The organism is Microbacterium sp. PRF11 (assembly GCF_031844085.1).
Taxonomy (GTDB): domain Bacteria; phylum Actinomycetota; class Actinomycetes; order Actinomycetales; family Microbacteriaceae; genus Microbacterium.
Map to the genome: position 1 here is coordinate 114,787 of NZ_JAUZUP010000001.1, position 15,475 is coordinate 130,261.

Below are 15,475 nucleotides of genomic sequence, written 5' to 3' on the forward strand. Positions count from 1 at the left end.
CGGCGCATCGTAGGCAGCGCCGCCTTCATCGCAGCCTGGCGGTTCTTATGCGCCGGTGATGAGTGCCAGGGCCAGGGATGCCGGGACCTCGGGCGGGGCTCGGACGCACAGCGCGCTCATACCCGGTTGATACGCCGCCCACTCCCGCCGGGAGGACGCTGTGCTGCGTGGCCTTCCCCGCACCGCTCGCGCGCCCCCGCTCCCGCCCGTCCGCGCCGGCGCCGCAGGCCCCTCTCGCGCGTTGGTGGAGGGAGCCCTGGTGGGCGCGGGCGACGCTCGGGGCGATCGTCGGGGCATTCGTCGTCCTCACCTGCTGGAACCTCTCGCGCGGCGGGGACTTCTCGTTCTACGAGGCCTCGGCGCGCTCGATGTCGCAGTCGTGGCGCGCGCTGCTCTTCGGCGCGTTCGACCCCGCCGCCACCGTCACCCTCGACAAGCTCAGCGGCTTCGCCGTGCCGCAAGCGCTCAGCATCCGCCTGTTCGGCATGTCGATCTCGGCCATCGCGCTCCCGCAGGTGATCGAGGGCGTCGTGACCGTCGTCGCGTGCTCCGTCATCGGTCTGCGCCTCGCCGGCCGCGGAGCGGGCCTCGTCGCGGCGCTCGCCGCGGCATCGACGCCGATCTTCGTGTCGATGTTCGCCCACCCGATGGAGGACGGACTGCTCACGATGTCGCTCGCGGTCGCCGTCGTGTGGTGGCAGCGTGCGGTGCTGACCGCGCGCTGGTGGCCCCTCCTGCTCGCGGCGGCGTTCATCGGCGTCGGCTTCCAGGCGAAGATGATGTCGGCCTGGTTCGTCCTCCCGGCGCTGGCGGTGGGGACCCTCGTCGCCGCCGGCGGGCTGCGGCGCGGCCTCGCGCGTGCCGGGGTGCTGACGGGGGCGGCGGTCGCGGCGTCGCTCGCCTGGATCACGGTGATCGCTCTCGTCCCGGCCGGTTCCCGTCCCTACGTCGACGGGTCGACCGACGACGACGTCTTCGCGATGGTGTTCGGGTACAACGGGCTGAACCGCCTCGTCCCCGGAGCGGTTCCCGGCGCGGTGGGTTCGTCCGGCTCGTCGGGCGGCCTGTCATCCACGGTGTCGGCCGTGCTGCACGCTCTCGCCCCGCATGCCGTGACCGCGGGCGATGCCTCCTCGTCGATCGCGAAGCTGCTCGAGCTTCCGCTCGTCACGCAGATCGGGTGGCTGTATCCCGCGGCGATCGCCGGTGCGGCGCTCGGGCTCTGGCGGTTGCGTGCCCGTCGGGGACGGCGCTCCTCCCCCGCACGGCGGCACGGGTTCGTGACGGTGCTGACCCTCGTCGTGTGGCTCGTGACCGCGGCCTCGGTGCTCAGCGCGACGCACGTGCCGCACACCGCGTACACGGCGGCGCTCGGCGTGCCGCTGGCCCTGCTGACCGCCGTCGCGTGGGCGGAGGGGATGCGGCTGCTCCGATCGCCTCGACGGCTCGAGCGGCTCACGCTGCCGGCGATCGCCCTGGTGCAGGGCGCCTGGTGGGCGGTGCTCCTGGCCGAGGCACGCCTGCCCGCGGTGCTGTCGGTGCCGGCTCTCGCGATCGGCGCCGCGGGTCTCGTCATCGGTACGTCCGCAGCCCTGCGCCCCGCCGTGGGCCGCGGGAAGTCCGGGCAGCGCCGCCTCGCGCCCGCGGCGCTCGCCGCGGCCCTGCTGTGTCTGCCGATCGCGACGAGCCTGCAGGTGCTCGACGACGCGCGCGACGGCAGCGGCGGCGACGCCTACGTGGGGGTGACCGGACGCGGCGGGCACCCCGACGAGACCTTCACCCTCTCGGCCCCGGCCCCGTGGGGCGGCTCGCCGCACCAGACGCCGGCGGTGTCGCAGATGGTGGCCCTGGCGCAGGCGCACGGGGGCGGAGATGACGGATCGGCGCTGCTGGTCACCGACTCGTGGGCGCTGTCGGCGCAGATCATCGGCGCCACGGGCGCCGACGTGCTCACCGACGGCGGATACTCGGGGCACGTGCCCGTCTTCACCGTCGCGCAGCTGGAGGGGATGGTCCGTTCGGGACGAGCGCGGCTGCTCGCCGTCGCCGACGGCGCGCCGGAGAGCGATCCCGTGCGGCACGTGGCCACCGGCGACGGATGCCGCGAGCTCGGCGCGTGGGACTTCGGCAGCCACGCGGAGGGCGGCGACGTCGGCAAGGTCTCCGGGGCGACGCTCTACGCGTGCGGAGGAGCCGGAGACGCGCCGGTAGACTTCAGCCAGTGACCCGCACCCGAGCCGAAGCCGCATACCTGCGCTCGGCGACGGCGTTCAAGAACCCCACGCTCGACCTCCTGCACGGCCGGTTCGCGCCGTTCGTCGTCGCGGTGCTCTCGGTCGTGTTCACTCCCGACCGGCCCGCCGTCGCGGTCGCCGACGCGCACGTCGAGGTGGCCGAGGCCATCGACGAGCTGCGCGCCGCCGGGATCGACTCGGACGAGGATCGTCGCATCCCCGCCGGTTCCGCCCGAGAGATCTGCCGCGGGTGGGTGCGCGTGGGCTGGTTGGGCCTGCAGATCGAGGAGGACGTCGAGGTGTACCGCCTCTCGGCGCACGCGGTCGGCGCTCTCGAGATTGCGGGGCGGGCCGGGGGCGGTCGGGCACGCGTGTCGCGCTCGCGGGTGCGCACGCTGCTCGACGCGGTCGAACGTCTCGCGCGCGACGCGGAGAGCGATCCCGCGCGGCGTCGCGAGGCGCTGCTGGCGGAGCGGGCGGCCCTGGATGCCGAGATCGCGGCCCTCGACGACGGCATCGTCGAACCGCTCGACGACGACCACCTGCTCGAGGAGGCCGAGAACGTCATCCATCTCGCCCGCGAGCTGCCGGCCGACTTCTCCCGCGTCGCCGAGTCGATCGCGGCGATGCAGCGCGACGTCGTCGCCGAGCTGCGTCGCGACGTGCGCCCGACCGGCGACGTCCTGCGCGAGTACCTCGAACGCGGGCGTCAGGTGATGCAGGCCACGCCCGAGGGGCGGGCCTTCCAGGGGGCGCTGCGTCTCATCGGCGACCCCGAGCACATCGACGAGCTCACCGAGCACCTGCACGCCGTGCTCACCCAGCCGTTCTCGCGCCTGATGACCCCCGATCAGCGGGCGGAACTGGATGCCATCGCCCGGCGCGTCGAGGCGGGTGTGCACGAGGTGCTCACCGCGCAGCGGCGCGCGTCGCACGTCATCACCGCGCAGGTGCGCACCCACGACCCGATCCGCGACCGGCAGGTCGACGACCTGCTGCGCTCCGTGATGGCGGGTCTGCACCGCTGGAGCCAGACGCGTGCGCCCGGCCGCGTCGAGCCGGTGCGCACGCTCCCCCTCGCCGATGTCGGGCACCTGCGCCGGTCGGTCAGCGACGTGCGTCCGGCCGGGGCGCCGGAGCCGTTGGCATCCGTCGACGACGACGTCGAGTTCGTCGACGCCGACACGCGCGCGTGGGGCGGGCCGCACTACCCCGAGCTCGAGGCGTACGTCGCGCGACTGGGCGACGGGTTCGACCTTGCGGAGGCCTTCGCGGGGGCGGATGCCGAGACCCGGCGTCCCGTCGATCTCGTCGGTCTGCTCGAGATCGTGCACCGCGGCGGTCTCGTCGAGGGCGACGAGGTCTCGGTGGTCGAGGCGGTGCGCCCCGACGGCTCGACGCGACGCTTCGCGTTCGGTGCGGTGACGGCCGCGACCACCGCACGCCCTGGAGGAACGGATGCCGATGACTGACGTCGACACGATGCCCGCCGCGGACGAGACGCCCGCGTTCATCGCCCCCGTAGCGATGGAGAACGACCCCGACGCGCTGTTCCCGGGCGACCGCGGCATCCTGGACCCGGACGTGCGGCGCGTGCTCGTGCGCGTGCTGCAGCGGAGGTTCCTGCTGGCCGAGAGTTCGCCGGCCGAATGGAAGCTGCTGCTGGAGCACCAGCAGATGATCGAGTCGCGCCTGAACGACCTGTTCGTGCGGCTCGTCGTCGACCACTCCCGCGGGGTGGCCTACAAGGAGCAGGTGCGCAGCGACGAGCTCGACGTGCCGATCCTGCTGAAGGACGAGGCCTATTCGCGCGCGGAGACACTCGTGCTGGTGTACCTGCGGACGGTGTTCCAGCGTGAGACGACGGCGGGGACGTCGTCGGCCCGGGTCGATGTCGAGGAGGTCGAGCAGACCGTGCTGACCTACTTCGCCGAGTCGGACGGCACGCGTGCGAGTCAGCAACGTGCGGTGCGCACGGCGATCGCGCGGCTGGATCGCGAAGGCATCATCGAGGAGGAGTCGGAGGGGCGCTACCGCATCGGTCCGCTCATCGAGGTCGTGCTCAGCGCCGAGACGCTGCGGGAGCTGCAGCGCTGGCTCGAAGAGCAGACCGGGACGGGAGAATCCGCATGACGATGCTCGAGACGCTGTTCGGGCTGATCCCCGCCGCCTCGCGCGGACAGCAGTGGGTCGCCGAAGACCTGCAGCTGATCAACTGGGGCGGCTACGACGGGACCCACCGCGTGCGCTTCGCGCCGACCGCGACGCTGCTGTGCGGCGGGTCGGGGTCGGGCAAGTCCACCCTCATGGACGCGTACGTGGCGCTGATGATGCCGCACACGACCCCCTTCAACGGCGCCTCGAACGGCGCGGTCGTGGGGCGTCCGCGCGGGCAGGAGCAGCGCAACATCCTCTCCTACGGCCGCGGCAAGCTCGACGAGTCGCGCACCGACGAGGGCACGAAGGTGCGGGTGCTGCGCGGCGACGGCGTCGACACGTGGACCGCGATCGCGATGACCTGGGCCGATCACGACGGCGCCCGTTTCACCGCGGTGCGCGCCTGGTACATCCCGGCGGCGGCGCGGACGCTCGACGACGCCGTGAAGGTGCGCGCAACCGTGCACGCGGCGTTCGACCTGCGCCGGCTCGAGCGGGCGGCGCAGAGCCACCTCTCCGACGCGGCGGTGCGGGCGACGGGCCTGGACACCCTCGCGACCGACCGCGAGTTCTCGGCCCGGCTGCACGCGGTGCTCGGCATCGGCGCCGCGGGGGCGGGAGCGAAGGCGATGAGCCTGCTCGCGCGCATCCAGGCCGGTCAGCAGATCACCACCGTCGACGACCTGTACAAGCGGATGGTGCTCGAGGAGCCCGAGACGCTGGCCGTCGCCGACGCCGTGGTGACCCACTTCGACGGGCTCGAGGGCACCCGCACGCGCATGATCGAGGCGCGTCAGCAGGTGCGGGCGCTGCAGCCCATCCGCGCCATGAAGCAGCGCATCGACGAGGCCGCCGAGCGTCTGGGGCTGATCGACGCGCTCGGTCGTTTCACCGATCCCGAGTCGCGCGCCTCGCTGTGGCGCGCGCAACGGCGCGTCGATCTGCTCGCCGCCGTCGAGGCGGAACTGCGCGACCGCACGCACGCGACCGACGCTCTGGTGCGGGAGCGCCAGGCCCTCGCCGACGCGGCCGAAGCCGAGCGCGAGGGTCTGGGCGACGTGCTGCGCGCCGCCGGCGGCGACCGGCTCGACGCGGCCCAACGGGAGCTGCGCACCCTCGAGCGCAAGCTCGCGGGCATGCAGCGCGATCGCGAGCGCTTCGACGCGGCGCTCGCGGTTCTGTCGGTCGAGGTCGCGACCGAGAAGCAGTTCGCCGCCCTCGTCGCCGAGGCGCGGCGCACTCTGGGCGACACCGACGCCAAGAGCGCCGTGCGCGAGGCGTTCGTCGCCGCGAGCAGTCGGCACACCGACCTGCGTCAGCAGCTCGCCGCCCTCGAGACCGAGCATCGTCGGACGCAGACCCGCGACGACAACATCCCCCCGCGTCTGCACGAGGCGCGCGAGGCGCTGGCCGAGGCCGCGGGGCTGACCGCCGCCGAGCTCCCTTTCGTCGCCGAGCTCGTCGACGTGCGCACGGAGTTCGAGCCGTGGCGCGGGGCGTTCACGCTCGCCCTCGGCGGTTTCGCGACGACGCTGCTCGTCGATGCCGCGCACCTGGCATCCTTCCGTGCGGCGATCGACGGCGTGCGACTGTCGGAGCGTCTGCGGTTCGAGGGCGTGCCCACCGACCTTCCCGAGCGCGGCGGTCTCGACCCGGCGACGCTGCCGGGCCGGCTCGAGTTCCGGCGCTCCCCCTTCACCGGGTGGCTGCAGGATCGACTCGAGCAGCAGTTCGTCTTCGTCTGCGTGGATGCCGCGGACGAGCTGTCGCAGCACCGCATGGCGCTCACCATCTCGGGCCAGACGAGCCAGGGGGCGCGCGGCGCCCACGGCGGATCGGCGCGGCACAGCATCCTCGGGTTCTCCTCCCGCGTGCGCCTCACCGAGCTCGGCGAGCAGATCGTCACGGTCCGGCGCGACATGACCGCCGCGAAGGCCACGGTCGACGAGGCCGCCGCGGCGCTCGACGCGTTCGACGACCGGCGAGGAGCTCTCGAGAAGATCGCCGACCTGTCGTGGGACCAGGTGGACGTGGCATCCGTCGAACGCGAACTCGACCGCTGGAACGAGACGATCGTCGAGATCACCGCGGGCAACCCCCGCATCGCGGAGCTGCAGGAGCAGATCTCCGGGACGCGCTCGCGAGCCGCGCGGTTGCGCGAGGAGATCGGTGCGGCCAAGACCGAGCAGCAGGCGCTCGCCGCGCGCTGGGCGGAAGTCACCGACGACGTCGACGCCGCGCAGATCCTGCTCGAACGCGCCGAGGAACGTGAGATGACGCTCTCGCCCGACGAGGCCGCCTACCTCGACGGGCTGTTCGTCGCGCCATCCGGCGAGGAGATCTCGTCGTCGCAGCAACTCGCGCGGTTCGACGCCGCGCTCGAGTCGGCGTCGAAGCGCCTGCTCGAGGAGCAGCGCAGCGCGCAGGAGACGTGGAGCGATCAGCGCGAGAGCCTGCGCCGCACGCTCACGGCGTTCACCGACCGGTGGCCCAGCCCCAATCTGCTCGCCGATCCCGACGAGTCGCTCGGCGATTTCGAGCGGATCCTCGCCGACCTCGAGGCGAGTGGGCTGCACGAGCTCGAGGCGGAGTGGCGGGACTCGCTGCTGCGTCTGTCGGGCAACGACCTCACCAACCTCGACTCGGCCCTCACGCGGGCCCTGCGCGAGATCCGCGAGCGTATCGCACCGATCAACGACATCATGCAGGACCTGCCGTTCTACGACGACGAGCACCGTCTGCAGATCGTGCCGCGCGAGAGCCAGTCCGAGGTGCGGCGCCGCTTCCGGCGGGAGCTGCGCGACGTGCGCGCGGCGATCGACGCGGCCTCCTCCGACGAGGAGCGCGAGGCCGTGTACGCACGGATGGCCCGACTCATCAACCGCATCCGGCCGACGGCGCCCGACTTCGCCGACCTCGTCGACGTGCGCAATCACGTGCGCGTCAGCGCCGAACGGTTCCGGGCGGACACCGGCGAGCACGTGGCGCTGTACGACCACATCGGCGAGAAATCCGGCGGGGAATCCCAGGAGCTCATCGCCTTCATCGTCGGCGCCGCGCTGCGGTATCAGCTCGGGGATGCCGGTGCCGAGCGTCCGCGCTACGCGCCCGTCTTCCTCGACGAGGCGCTCATCAAGGCCGACGCGCACTTCACCAAGCGCGCGATCGGTGCGTGGCGCGGGCTCGGCTTCCAGCTCGTGATCGGTGCGCCCAACGACAAGTACAGCGCGATCGAGCCGCACGTCGACGTCGAGTACGACATCCTCAAGGACACCCGCGGCCGGTCGTGGGCGAAGGCGAAGGTGGCCCTGCCGGCGTAGCGGACGGCCTCGGCCGCGGAGCGACGAATGACCTCAGCGGATCCCGTCCGCTGCGTCGGAGGGAGCATCCAACGGCTGACGTTGAGCGGTCGCCCGGGTTTGATCGACGCGCTCAACTCTCCCGGGCGCGCAGAGCGTCGTCGACGCCGCGCAGGGCGACGCCTCCCGGGCCGTCGAGAGTCTCTCGTGCCGAGGGAAGGTCACGGAAGTATCGCACCACTGTGGCCACCTGATTGGGATCGGACCCGAGAGCGAGCATCGGCGCTTCCACGCGCGGGCCCGCACCGTCGGCGACGAGGGTGAGCTTGGCGACCGGGCCGGCACCCACCCCCACCTCGGCGAGTTCGTCCCAGCCCCAGTCCACGCGACCGCGGCCTCGGATGCCCCTGAGACCCTCGGCCGTCAGGTGGAGGCCGGCCGGTTCGCGCAGACGCACGGCGTTCACTGCTATCACTCCGAGGCCGAGGAGGCCGAGAGCGTACGGCGCCCGCGTAAGAAGGAACGATGGCATCGTCGCCAGATGCGCGACGTCGACCACGATCTGGGCGACTGCGGGAAGCAGCAGCAGGCCGCCGAGGACGAACGGCACCGCGGTCGCGGCCGGGGCCGGACGGAACCAGATCCCGGATACCGAGTCATCGACGCGCAGGAGGCGTTCCTGGATCGTGCTGAAGAGCACGTGCAGACAGACCGCGGCTCCGACAATGGTGAGGGTCAGCGCTCCCATCACCAGGCGCAGTCCGAGCCGGTCGTCGGCGACAGCCATGATGACGGGGAGCACGGCGAAAATGCCGACCACGGCGACGAGCCAGGAAGGACGGCGACCGTCGGGGAAGACCGGGTTGCGTGGGTCGGTGGAGGGAAGTCTCGGTGACATCCTGGTGATGGCCACGGTCAATACGCTCCTTGGTACGGCTGCGATCGGGGGGACGGCGGGACATATCCTTCGAGCCGCGGCTGCCGTCCGGTGAAAAAGTCATCGATCGTTTCGCGTGAATCAAGGGGGACGGCGGCCTCCCACAACCATCTGGCCCCCGCGCCGACGGCCAGGCCGCCGATCACCGTTCCGCCGATCACCCATCCGACCGGGTTGCTGCCGAGCGCCACCGCCGCGGCCCCGCCGGCGGCAGCACCCCCGGCCCCGCCGGCCATTCCACCCACGATCTCGGCGACGCCGGAACTGAGCGAACCCCCGTCTGCGACGTCAGCGGCGAGTGACACGACATCGATCACGTTGCCGGCGATCGGGAGCACCCGGGTGACGCGCGACACGTGGCCGATCTGCTCTGCCAGCTCTTCCACCCCGGCGCGCATCCCGTGCGGGTCAGCCGCCTCGGCTGCGGCGCGCAGCGCCGGGTTGCCGGACCGCAGCTGATCGCGGAAGGTCTCCGCCGCGGATTGAAGAGAGTCGTGCTCTTTGCGCCAATTGCTCAGCGTCTGTTCGTAGAAGCTGTCGTACCCGTCCAGAACGGACGTAGCGAGAGATTCGTTGCCCTTGGCCGCGATAGCCGACACCGTGCCGGCGAGCTTCTGCAGGACCTCGACGCGAGCGATGAGCGGAGCCATGTGCTCACCGACCCATGCGTCGAGTTCGCCGGTCATCGTGCCGATCTGTTCGCCGAGGTCGTTGTAGCTTGCGGTCAACGAGACGTATTCGTCGTACGCCTCGAGATCGGCGGCCGGGGCGCCCGGACCCGGGCAGTACGCGAGAGATGTCGTCGGGGGAAGCACCGTCGTGCCGACGACCTCGAGCCCCACCGCCGCCGCTTGGGATCGAAGCGTGGCGACGTCTTCCTGCGCGCGTTCGAGGCGGCCGGCGTACGCCCGGAACACCTCGACCGCGTCGCTCGTGTAGCTGCCCACTTCATCGGCCCGGTCACGGATGTCACCGACCGCCGACCGCCAGGCGGTGCCGGCTTCGCCCGTCCAGTAATTGTTCGAGTCGCCCCACAGGTAGGTGAGTTCGAGATCGGCGCCGGTGTACGCCTCCTTCACCCGATCGAGCCAGTCCGCGACGGCGCGCACGCTCGCCGGATCGCCGGGAACTCTCGCGTCGATCGGCATTACTGATCGAGTCCTTCTTCGAGGTGCGAGATCTCGCTCAGCACCTGCTCCTCGGTCGCCGCAATGTCGTCGAGGACGCTGTCCGTCACCGCGCCCACGAGGCGAACGGCTCCCGAATACTCGTTCGCCGCCTCGGCTGCGGCACCCGCGATGAAGCCGATGAGGGCGGATGCCGCTCCGCCGTCAGCCGCGGTCGGGATGGAGGTCAGTGCCCCATCGAGTCGCTCTATTTCGTCGACGACGAGGCCCACGCGCCGTGTCATGTTGTCGCGGTCGACATAGATCGGATCATTCACCCGAGGCGCCCCCCTCGACGCGACTGCGGCGGCACGTCGAGATCGAAGGCCACGACGTCGAACGGTTGCACGCGACGGATCCGGTCGAGCTCCGAGGTCATCAGCAACATCCACGGCTGTTCACGCCCGCAGGCGTCGGCGAGCCTGTCGAGCGCCGTGTAGGCAAGCAACCCTCGACGCCCGTCACTGAGCTTCTGCACGACAGCCAGCTGGCCGCGCCCATCGGGGTCTTTCACGATAGGCAGGTAAAGAGCGGGCGGCACGATGACATCGCGCCGCATCGTGTCTCCCCTGTTGCCGCCGAGCGCCACCGTAGATCCCCCATCTCCGACCGTTCCGACAGCCTAATGCGATCGCTGATACTCGCCAATCGACCGCCGGGGGTGGCGCGCGCGATCGGTGCGTGGCGCGGGCTCGGCTTCCAGCTCGTGATCGGTGCGCCCAACGACAAGTACAGCGCGATCGAGCCGCACGTCGACGTCGAGTACGACATCCTCAAGGACACCCGCGGCCGGTCGTGGGCGAAGGCGAAGGTGGCCCTGCCGGCGTAGCGGACGACCTCGGCCGCGCCGCGGTGCCCGGATCGCCCCGCCCCTCGGAGCGAAGCCACCCGCCCGGGGTGCCGGGGCCGAATCACAGTGTGTTCAGGGGCGCGACCGAGACGATCAGGCTGAGCAGCAGCGCGACGGTCCAGGCGGCCCCCGCCGCGATCACCCAGCTCTCCCGCTCCTGGAGCTGCTCCTGCCGTCGCCGGTCTCCCACCGCCCGGCGGCGCGCGCGCCCGGTGCAGGCGAGGATCGGGGCGGTGAGGACAAGTCCCGTCACGGTCGCAACCAGCTGAAGCACGAGCGTATGCTCGCGCGGCCCGCCGGGCAGCGCCGCCCACAGCGTCGACAGCGCGGACACGGTGTCGAGGGGGCCGCCGACGGCGACGATGCTAGCAGCGCCCAGCACGACCACCGTCGCGCGGACCACGGCTTCGCCCCGCTGCGGTCGAGGCGGTATCGCCGAGGCGTCCCAGGCGTACGAGCGCCGCCACACCTGCCGGTGCAGTCGGTGCAGGGCGAGCGGCCACAGCACCGTCCCGGTGACGGCCGAGAGGATCCACGCCAGGACCTGCTCCGGCGACATCGGGATGCCGACCGATTCGGCCAGGAGGATTCCACCGATCCACGCGGCGATGCCGACCGGCGTTCCAAGCACGATCACGACGACGGCGACCAGGAGCCGGGTGCGCCGCGCCGGTGCAGGATCGGCGGTGCGATCGGTCATCACCCCCTGACAGTACTGAGCCCTTCGGGAATGCCCCGGCCCCTCTCTACGCTGTGTCCAGAGGCGCGGCGAAGGGCGGTAGGCATGCAGGGACTCGAGATCACGGTTCTGCTGGGTGTGGCCATGCTCGTCGGTACGGTGCTGGCACCGCGCCTGCGGGTGGCGACACCGCTCGTGCTGCTCGTGATCGGGCTCGCTCTCGGTTTCATCCCCGAGCTCCGGCAGATCGAGCTGCCGCCCGAGACGGTGCTGCTGCTGTTCCTTCCGGTCATGCTGTTCCGCGAGGCGTGGACGACGTCGCTGCGCTCGGTACGACGCTCCCTGCGCTACATCATTCCGATGAGCACGCTGCTCGTCGTGGCATCCGCGTTCGCCGTCGCGGGAGTCGCGACGTGGATGGGTGTGCCCTGGGAGGCAGCTCTCGTGCTGGGGGCCGCGGTGGCCCCGCCCGACGCCACCGCCGTCGCCGCGCTCGGCCGACTGCTGCCGGCGAAGACGTTCATGAAGCTCAAGGCCGAGAGCCTCACGAACGACGGGACCGCGCTCGTGCTCTACGCCATCGCCGTAGCGCTGCTGCTGGGCGACCAGATCACGCCGCTGCAGATCACGGGCATGGTCCTCTTGTCGTACCTGGGCGGGGCGGCAGCGGGCATCGCCGTTGCGGCGGGCGCGTTCTTCGCGCTGCGGCGGATGCAGTCGACCCTCACCATCAACCTCACGCTCGTGCTCGTGCCGTTCGTGGCGTTCCTGATCGCCGAACTGATCGAGGCGTCGGGGGTGCTCGCCGTCGTCTTCGCCGGCCTCATCGTGGCCTGGGTCGCACCGAGGATCACGACGGCCATGTCGCGTCGAGCAGCGGATGCCACCTGGCCCTTCGGCGTGTTCCTGCTCAACGGTGCACTGTTCGTTCTGATCGGACTCGAGGTGCAGCTCGTGCTGCACGAGATCTCCCCGTCGGAGATCGGCATCCTCCTGCTCATCACCGTCGCCGCCTGGCTGGCTCTGTTTGTCGTGCGCTACGTGTTCCAGTGGTTGTTCTCGCCGTTCTCGAGGCCGCCCGCAGGGTCGTCGCGGTCGCTGCGCCATCGCTCGAGGGTCGTCAGCACCGTGGCCGGGTTCCGCGGGGCGGTGTCGCTCGCGATCGCCCTCTCGGTTCCGGTGACGACGGCCGGCGGTGACCCCGTGCCCGGTCGCGATGCGATCGTGTTCGTCACGGCCGGGGTGATCGTGCTCACCCTGCTCGTGCAGGGACCGCTGCTGCCGGCGGTGATCCGGTGGGCGAAGCTGCCGCAAGACGATGCCGCCGTCGAGGAGTACGAGCTCGCGCAGCGGGCGATCTCCGGAGCCGCTCTGTCGGCGCTCGACGATCTCGCCGTCGAGCACGGCATCAGCGACCGGGTGCGCGACCGCGCGCGGCGTGAGGGGTACGAACGTCTCGAGCTCGCGAACGCGCGCACCGTCGCGCGGCTTCGTGCGGCGGAGGAGCGCGATCTCGCCGAGCTCGATGCGTCGCTCGACGATTCCTCATCGGTCCTCGGACCGGTTCCGCCCGACGGGCCCGACGGCGAGCAACGCAGCGCAGACCGTGCGGTTCAGGGTGCGGATGACGGAGCTGCCTCCACGGGTCCCCTCACGATGATCGCCGTCAGCGACGACATCGACGTCACGCAGCGCTCGCCCCTGCTGCGCCACAAGGAAGCGCAGCGTCTTCGTCTCGCGATCCTCGAGCGCAAGCGCGAAGTCCTGTTGCGCCTGCGTCGCGAGGGGACCATCGACGACCTGGTCGCCCGCAGGATCCTCGCCGACCTCGACGTGGAAGAGATCCGCACGCGGGGGCTCGAGAAGGCGGGCGACTGACTCCAGCTCAGGGGATCCGACGGATGGGCCGTCACGCGGCCGTTTCGCTCAACACCCGCTCCACACGTTGTAGCGCGGCCTTCCCGCCCTTCGACAGCACGGACCGTTCTTCGGGGTGGTCTCGGAAGAAGCGCAGCACCACCGCGACGTCGTTCGCGTCCGCCCCGAGGTAAAGCATCGGGGCGAGGACCGGAGGCGAGCCCTTCGTGTCCGTGATCGACAGCTTGGCCGAGGGAGCGGCCACGATTCCCACATCTGCGATGTCTTCCCACATCAGCTGGGCATCTCCCGCACCGCGGATGCCGTGAATGCCCAACTCCGTCAGCGCGAGACCGGCGGGGAGCCGAGTCGACCAGAGCATGCGACCGAGACTCACCAAACCGATGACCGCGAGGACGCTCGTGCCGACGACGATCGAGCGCGATGCGCTCCCGGGCAGACCGTTGGTGAGCCCGTAGACCATCGCTGCTGCCGGCGCGATGGTGGAGGCGGCCGCCGCCACCATCCAGGCCGCGCGCGAAGCCCGCGGTCTGAACCAGAGCGACTCCGCGGAGGCGTCGATCAGGAGACGACGTTCCTTGACGTGTCTGAACTGCATGACCGCCGCCGTCACGGCGACGGCAACGGTGAAGCCCATCGCTGCCATCACCAGCTGCACGCCGGGAACTCCCAGCACCATGGCCAGGAAGACAGCGAGTCCGCCTAATGCGTAGGCACCGATGAAGACCGGCCCCACCGCGCGGGATCGAACGTTCACCGGCACCCTGGTTCGGATTTCGGGCGGGAGTCGCAGGGTTCTCTTGATCTGCGGCATTCGTGTTCCCCGTCTCTGCTGATGAAAGAAGCGGCCGTCGGTCCCCCATGAGCGTGTCATGGTCGTCTCGGTCGTCGCCTTGAAAGCTCGGCCTCGTCCGGGAGTCGGCCTGAACGACGACCGCGGCGAACCCTTGGTCAAAGGTTCCGACCGCGACGGGGTCAGCGAGTGGAGACCACCCGCGCGCGCAGGACATCGTTGGCGCGCCGGACGGCCGCTGCGCCTCCCTCAGCGAGGACAGGTCGTTCGCCCGGGTTGTCCCTGAAGAACCGCAGCAGAGCCGCCGCGCGCTGTGGATCTGAACCGAGCATGAGAAAAGGTACGGCGAACGCTGGAGACCCTTCCGCGTGTGCCAGACCGAGGCGGGCGACGCGTCCTGGTTCGACGCTGACGTCACCGAGCTCGTCCCATCCCCAATTCACTGAGCCCACACCGCGGATGCCGCGGAGACCGGACGGCGTCATCTCTATCCCCGGCGCGGTTCGCAGGCGCCACAGCATCACGACGAGACCACCTGCGGCCAGCGCAGCGAGAAGATAGGGCCCCCGTCTCACGAGGACAGACGGCATCGTTTCGAGCCCGAGGATGTCCGTGGCGCCCTGGGCGACCGCGGGGAGGAGAAGGAGGATGAGAAGAACGACGACCGCGACGGAGGGCGATGCGGGCGGCCGCAGCCACAAAGAGCGCGACGTGTCGTGAAAACGGACCACACCCGTCGTCATCGTTCGAGACCGGACGACAGCGACGACGGCTGCCGAACAGATCACGATCACGAGCGAGGCCATCACAAGGCGCAGTCCGAGACGGTCATCGGCGACGGCCATCACAACAGGAAGGATCGCGAAGAGGAGCACGACCGGTGCGAGCCACCCGGGGGCACGACCGTCTCGAAGAAGCGGTACGGCCGGCACTCCCGGCTCTTCGAGACGTGGGTGCGTTGTGACGAGGCCCATTCTGAAATTCTCCTCTATCGGGCGGGAGGCCGGGGGCGGGATGTCCTGCTCTGGACGCGGGGCACTACCGACGAATGGGTCGTCCATGGCTTCACGCATGTTGAAATGGCCCGCGGCCTTTGATCGCGCCACGCCCTTCTCGCCACCCCGCCCATCGCTTCTCCGCGGGGGTGAAACCTATAAAAGTCCGACCAAAATTCATCCGCCCGCTCCCCTGCGCGGGGCGAATACATCGCCCCGTCGCGCCGCCTGCGGCAGATAACCCACACACCGTCAGTCGAGAACCCGCTCGAGTACGGTTCGCGAGATCTCGGATCCTGAGATGCTGATGCAGCTCGATCAGTCGTCAGGACGCGAATGCCGCGGCCGGGCGGTATCACGTGCGCGTGCAGGGTGAAGACTGACCCGAGCAGCGCGACCGCGGGCCCATGCGAGCGGACCGGAACGGACCGGCCCGCGCCATCACGGCACGGATCGACGCAAGCCCGGTTCCAACTCCCGCGTCAGC

At 70.8% G+C, this 15,475-nt stretch carries 13 protein-coding genes; 6 read left to right on the plus strand and 7 right to left on the minus strand.

Annotated features, from left to right (window positions below):
* The first annotated feature begins 167 nt into the window (after positions 1-167).
* From Q9R20_RS00605 to Q9R20_RS00620, 4 genes are read left to right on the plus strand one after another with little or no spacing between them, the layout of a single operon-like run.
* Positions 168-2,225 carry a glycosyltransferase family 39 protein gene (locus Q9R20_RS00605; RefSeq protein ID WP_311247524.1) on the plus strand — a complete coding sequence of 686 codons (2,058 nt, stop codon included), beginning with the start codon at positions 168-170 and terminating at the stop codon, positions 2,223-2,225.
* A complete protein-coding gene (locus tag Q9R20_RS00610; RefSeq protein WP_311247525.1) occupies positions 2,222-3,706 on the plus strand; it encodes a DUF3375 domain-containing protein in 1,485 nt (494 codons plus the stop codon). Before Q9R20_RS00605 ends, Q9R20_RS00610 begins: the two co-directional genes overlap by 4 nt.
* Positions 3,699-4,367 carry a DUF4194 domain-containing protein gene (locus tag Q9R20_RS00615; RefSeq protein ID WP_311247526.1) on the plus strand — a complete coding sequence of 223 codons (669 nt, stop codon included), beginning with the start codon at positions 3,699-3,701 and terminating at the stop codon, positions 4,365-4,367. The genes Q9R20_RS00610 and Q9R20_RS00615 overlap by 8 nt, the downstream gene beginning before the upstream one ends.
* Positions 4,364-7,711 (plus strand): SbcC/MukB-like Walker B domain-containing protein, encoded by a 3,348-nt coding sequence (locus Q9R20_RS00620; RefSeq protein WP_311247527.1) that lies wholly within the window; start codon positions 4,364-4,366, stop codon positions 7,709-7,711. Before Q9R20_RS00615 ends, Q9R20_RS00620 begins: the two co-directional genes overlap by 4 nt.
* A gap of 112 nt (positions 7,712-7,823) precedes the next feature.
* On the opposite strand, the gene Q9R20_RS00625 is transcribed toward Q9R20_RS00620, so the two are convergent.
* The 4 genes from Q9R20_RS00625 to Q9R20_RS00640 are packed head-to-tail and all read right to left on the minus strand — an operon-like array spanning position 7,824 to position 10,382.
* Positions 7,824-8,603 carry a hypothetical protein gene (locus Q9R20_RS00625; protein WP_311247528.1) on the minus strand — a complete coding sequence of 260 codons (780 nt, stop codon included), beginning with the start codon at positions 8,601-8,603 and terminating at the stop codon, positions 7,824-7,826.
* 2 nt (positions 8,604-8,605) lie between these two features.
* On the minus strand, positions 8,606-9,775 hold the full coding sequence (locus Q9R20_RS00630) for a hypothetical protein (RefSeq protein WP_311247529.1): 1,170 nt from the start codon (positions 9,773-9,775) through the stop codon (positions 8,606-8,608).
* On the minus strand, positions 9,775-10,071 hold the full coding sequence (locus Q9R20_RS00635) for a hypothetical protein (RefSeq protein WP_311247530.1): 297 nt from the start codon (positions 10,069-10,071) through the stop codon (positions 9,775-9,777). Before Q9R20_RS00635 ends, Q9R20_RS00630 begins: the two co-directional genes overlap by 1 nt.
* Entirely contained in the window at positions 10,068-10,382 is a 315-nt protein-coding gene (locus tag Q9R20_RS00640; RefSeq protein WP_311247531.1) for an SAV_915 family protein, read from the minus strand. Before Q9R20_RS00640 ends, Q9R20_RS00635 begins: the two co-directional genes overlap by 4 nt.
* 72 nt (positions 10,383-10,454) lie before the next feature.
* On the opposite strand from Q9R20_RS00640, the gene Q9R20_RS00645 reads away from it, so the two are divergent.
* Entirely contained in the window at positions 10,455-10,622 is a 168-nt protein-coding gene (locus Q9R20_RS00645) for a hypothetical protein (RefSeq protein WP_311247532.1), read from the plus strand.
* Between the two features lie 82 nt (positions 10,623-10,704).
* On the opposite strand, the gene Q9R20_RS00650 is transcribed toward Q9R20_RS00645, so the two are convergent.
* Positions 10,705-11,343: a hypothetical protein gene (locus Q9R20_RS00650; RefSeq protein ID WP_311247533.1), complete on the minus strand. Its 639-nt coding sequence runs from the start codon at positions 11,341-11,343 to the stop codon at positions 10,705-10,707.
* Between the two features lie 84 nt (positions 11,344-11,427).
* Here Q9R20_RS00650 and Q9R20_RS00655 point away from each other — a divergent pair, with 84 nt between their 5' ends.
* Positions 11,428-13,200, plus strand: a complete 1,773-nt coding sequence (locus Q9R20_RS00655) for a Na+/H+ antiporter (protein ID WP_311247534.1) — start codon at positions 11,428-11,430, stop codon at positions 13,198-13,200.
* Positions 13,201-13,231: 31 nt separating this feature from the next.
* On the opposite strand, the gene Q9R20_RS00660 is transcribed toward Q9R20_RS00655, so the two are convergent.
* On the minus strand, positions 13,232-14,014 hold the full coding sequence (locus tag Q9R20_RS00660) for a hypothetical protein (protein WP_311247535.1): 783 nt from the start codon (positions 14,012-14,014) through the stop codon (positions 13,232-13,234).
* Between the two features lie 161 nt (positions 14,015-14,175).
* Positions 14,176-14,967: a hypothetical protein gene (locus tag Q9R20_RS00665; protein ID WP_311247536.1), complete on the minus strand. Its 792-nt coding sequence runs from the start codon at positions 14,965-14,967 to the stop codon at positions 14,176-14,178.
* Positions 14,968-15,475: the final 508 nt, after the last annotated feature.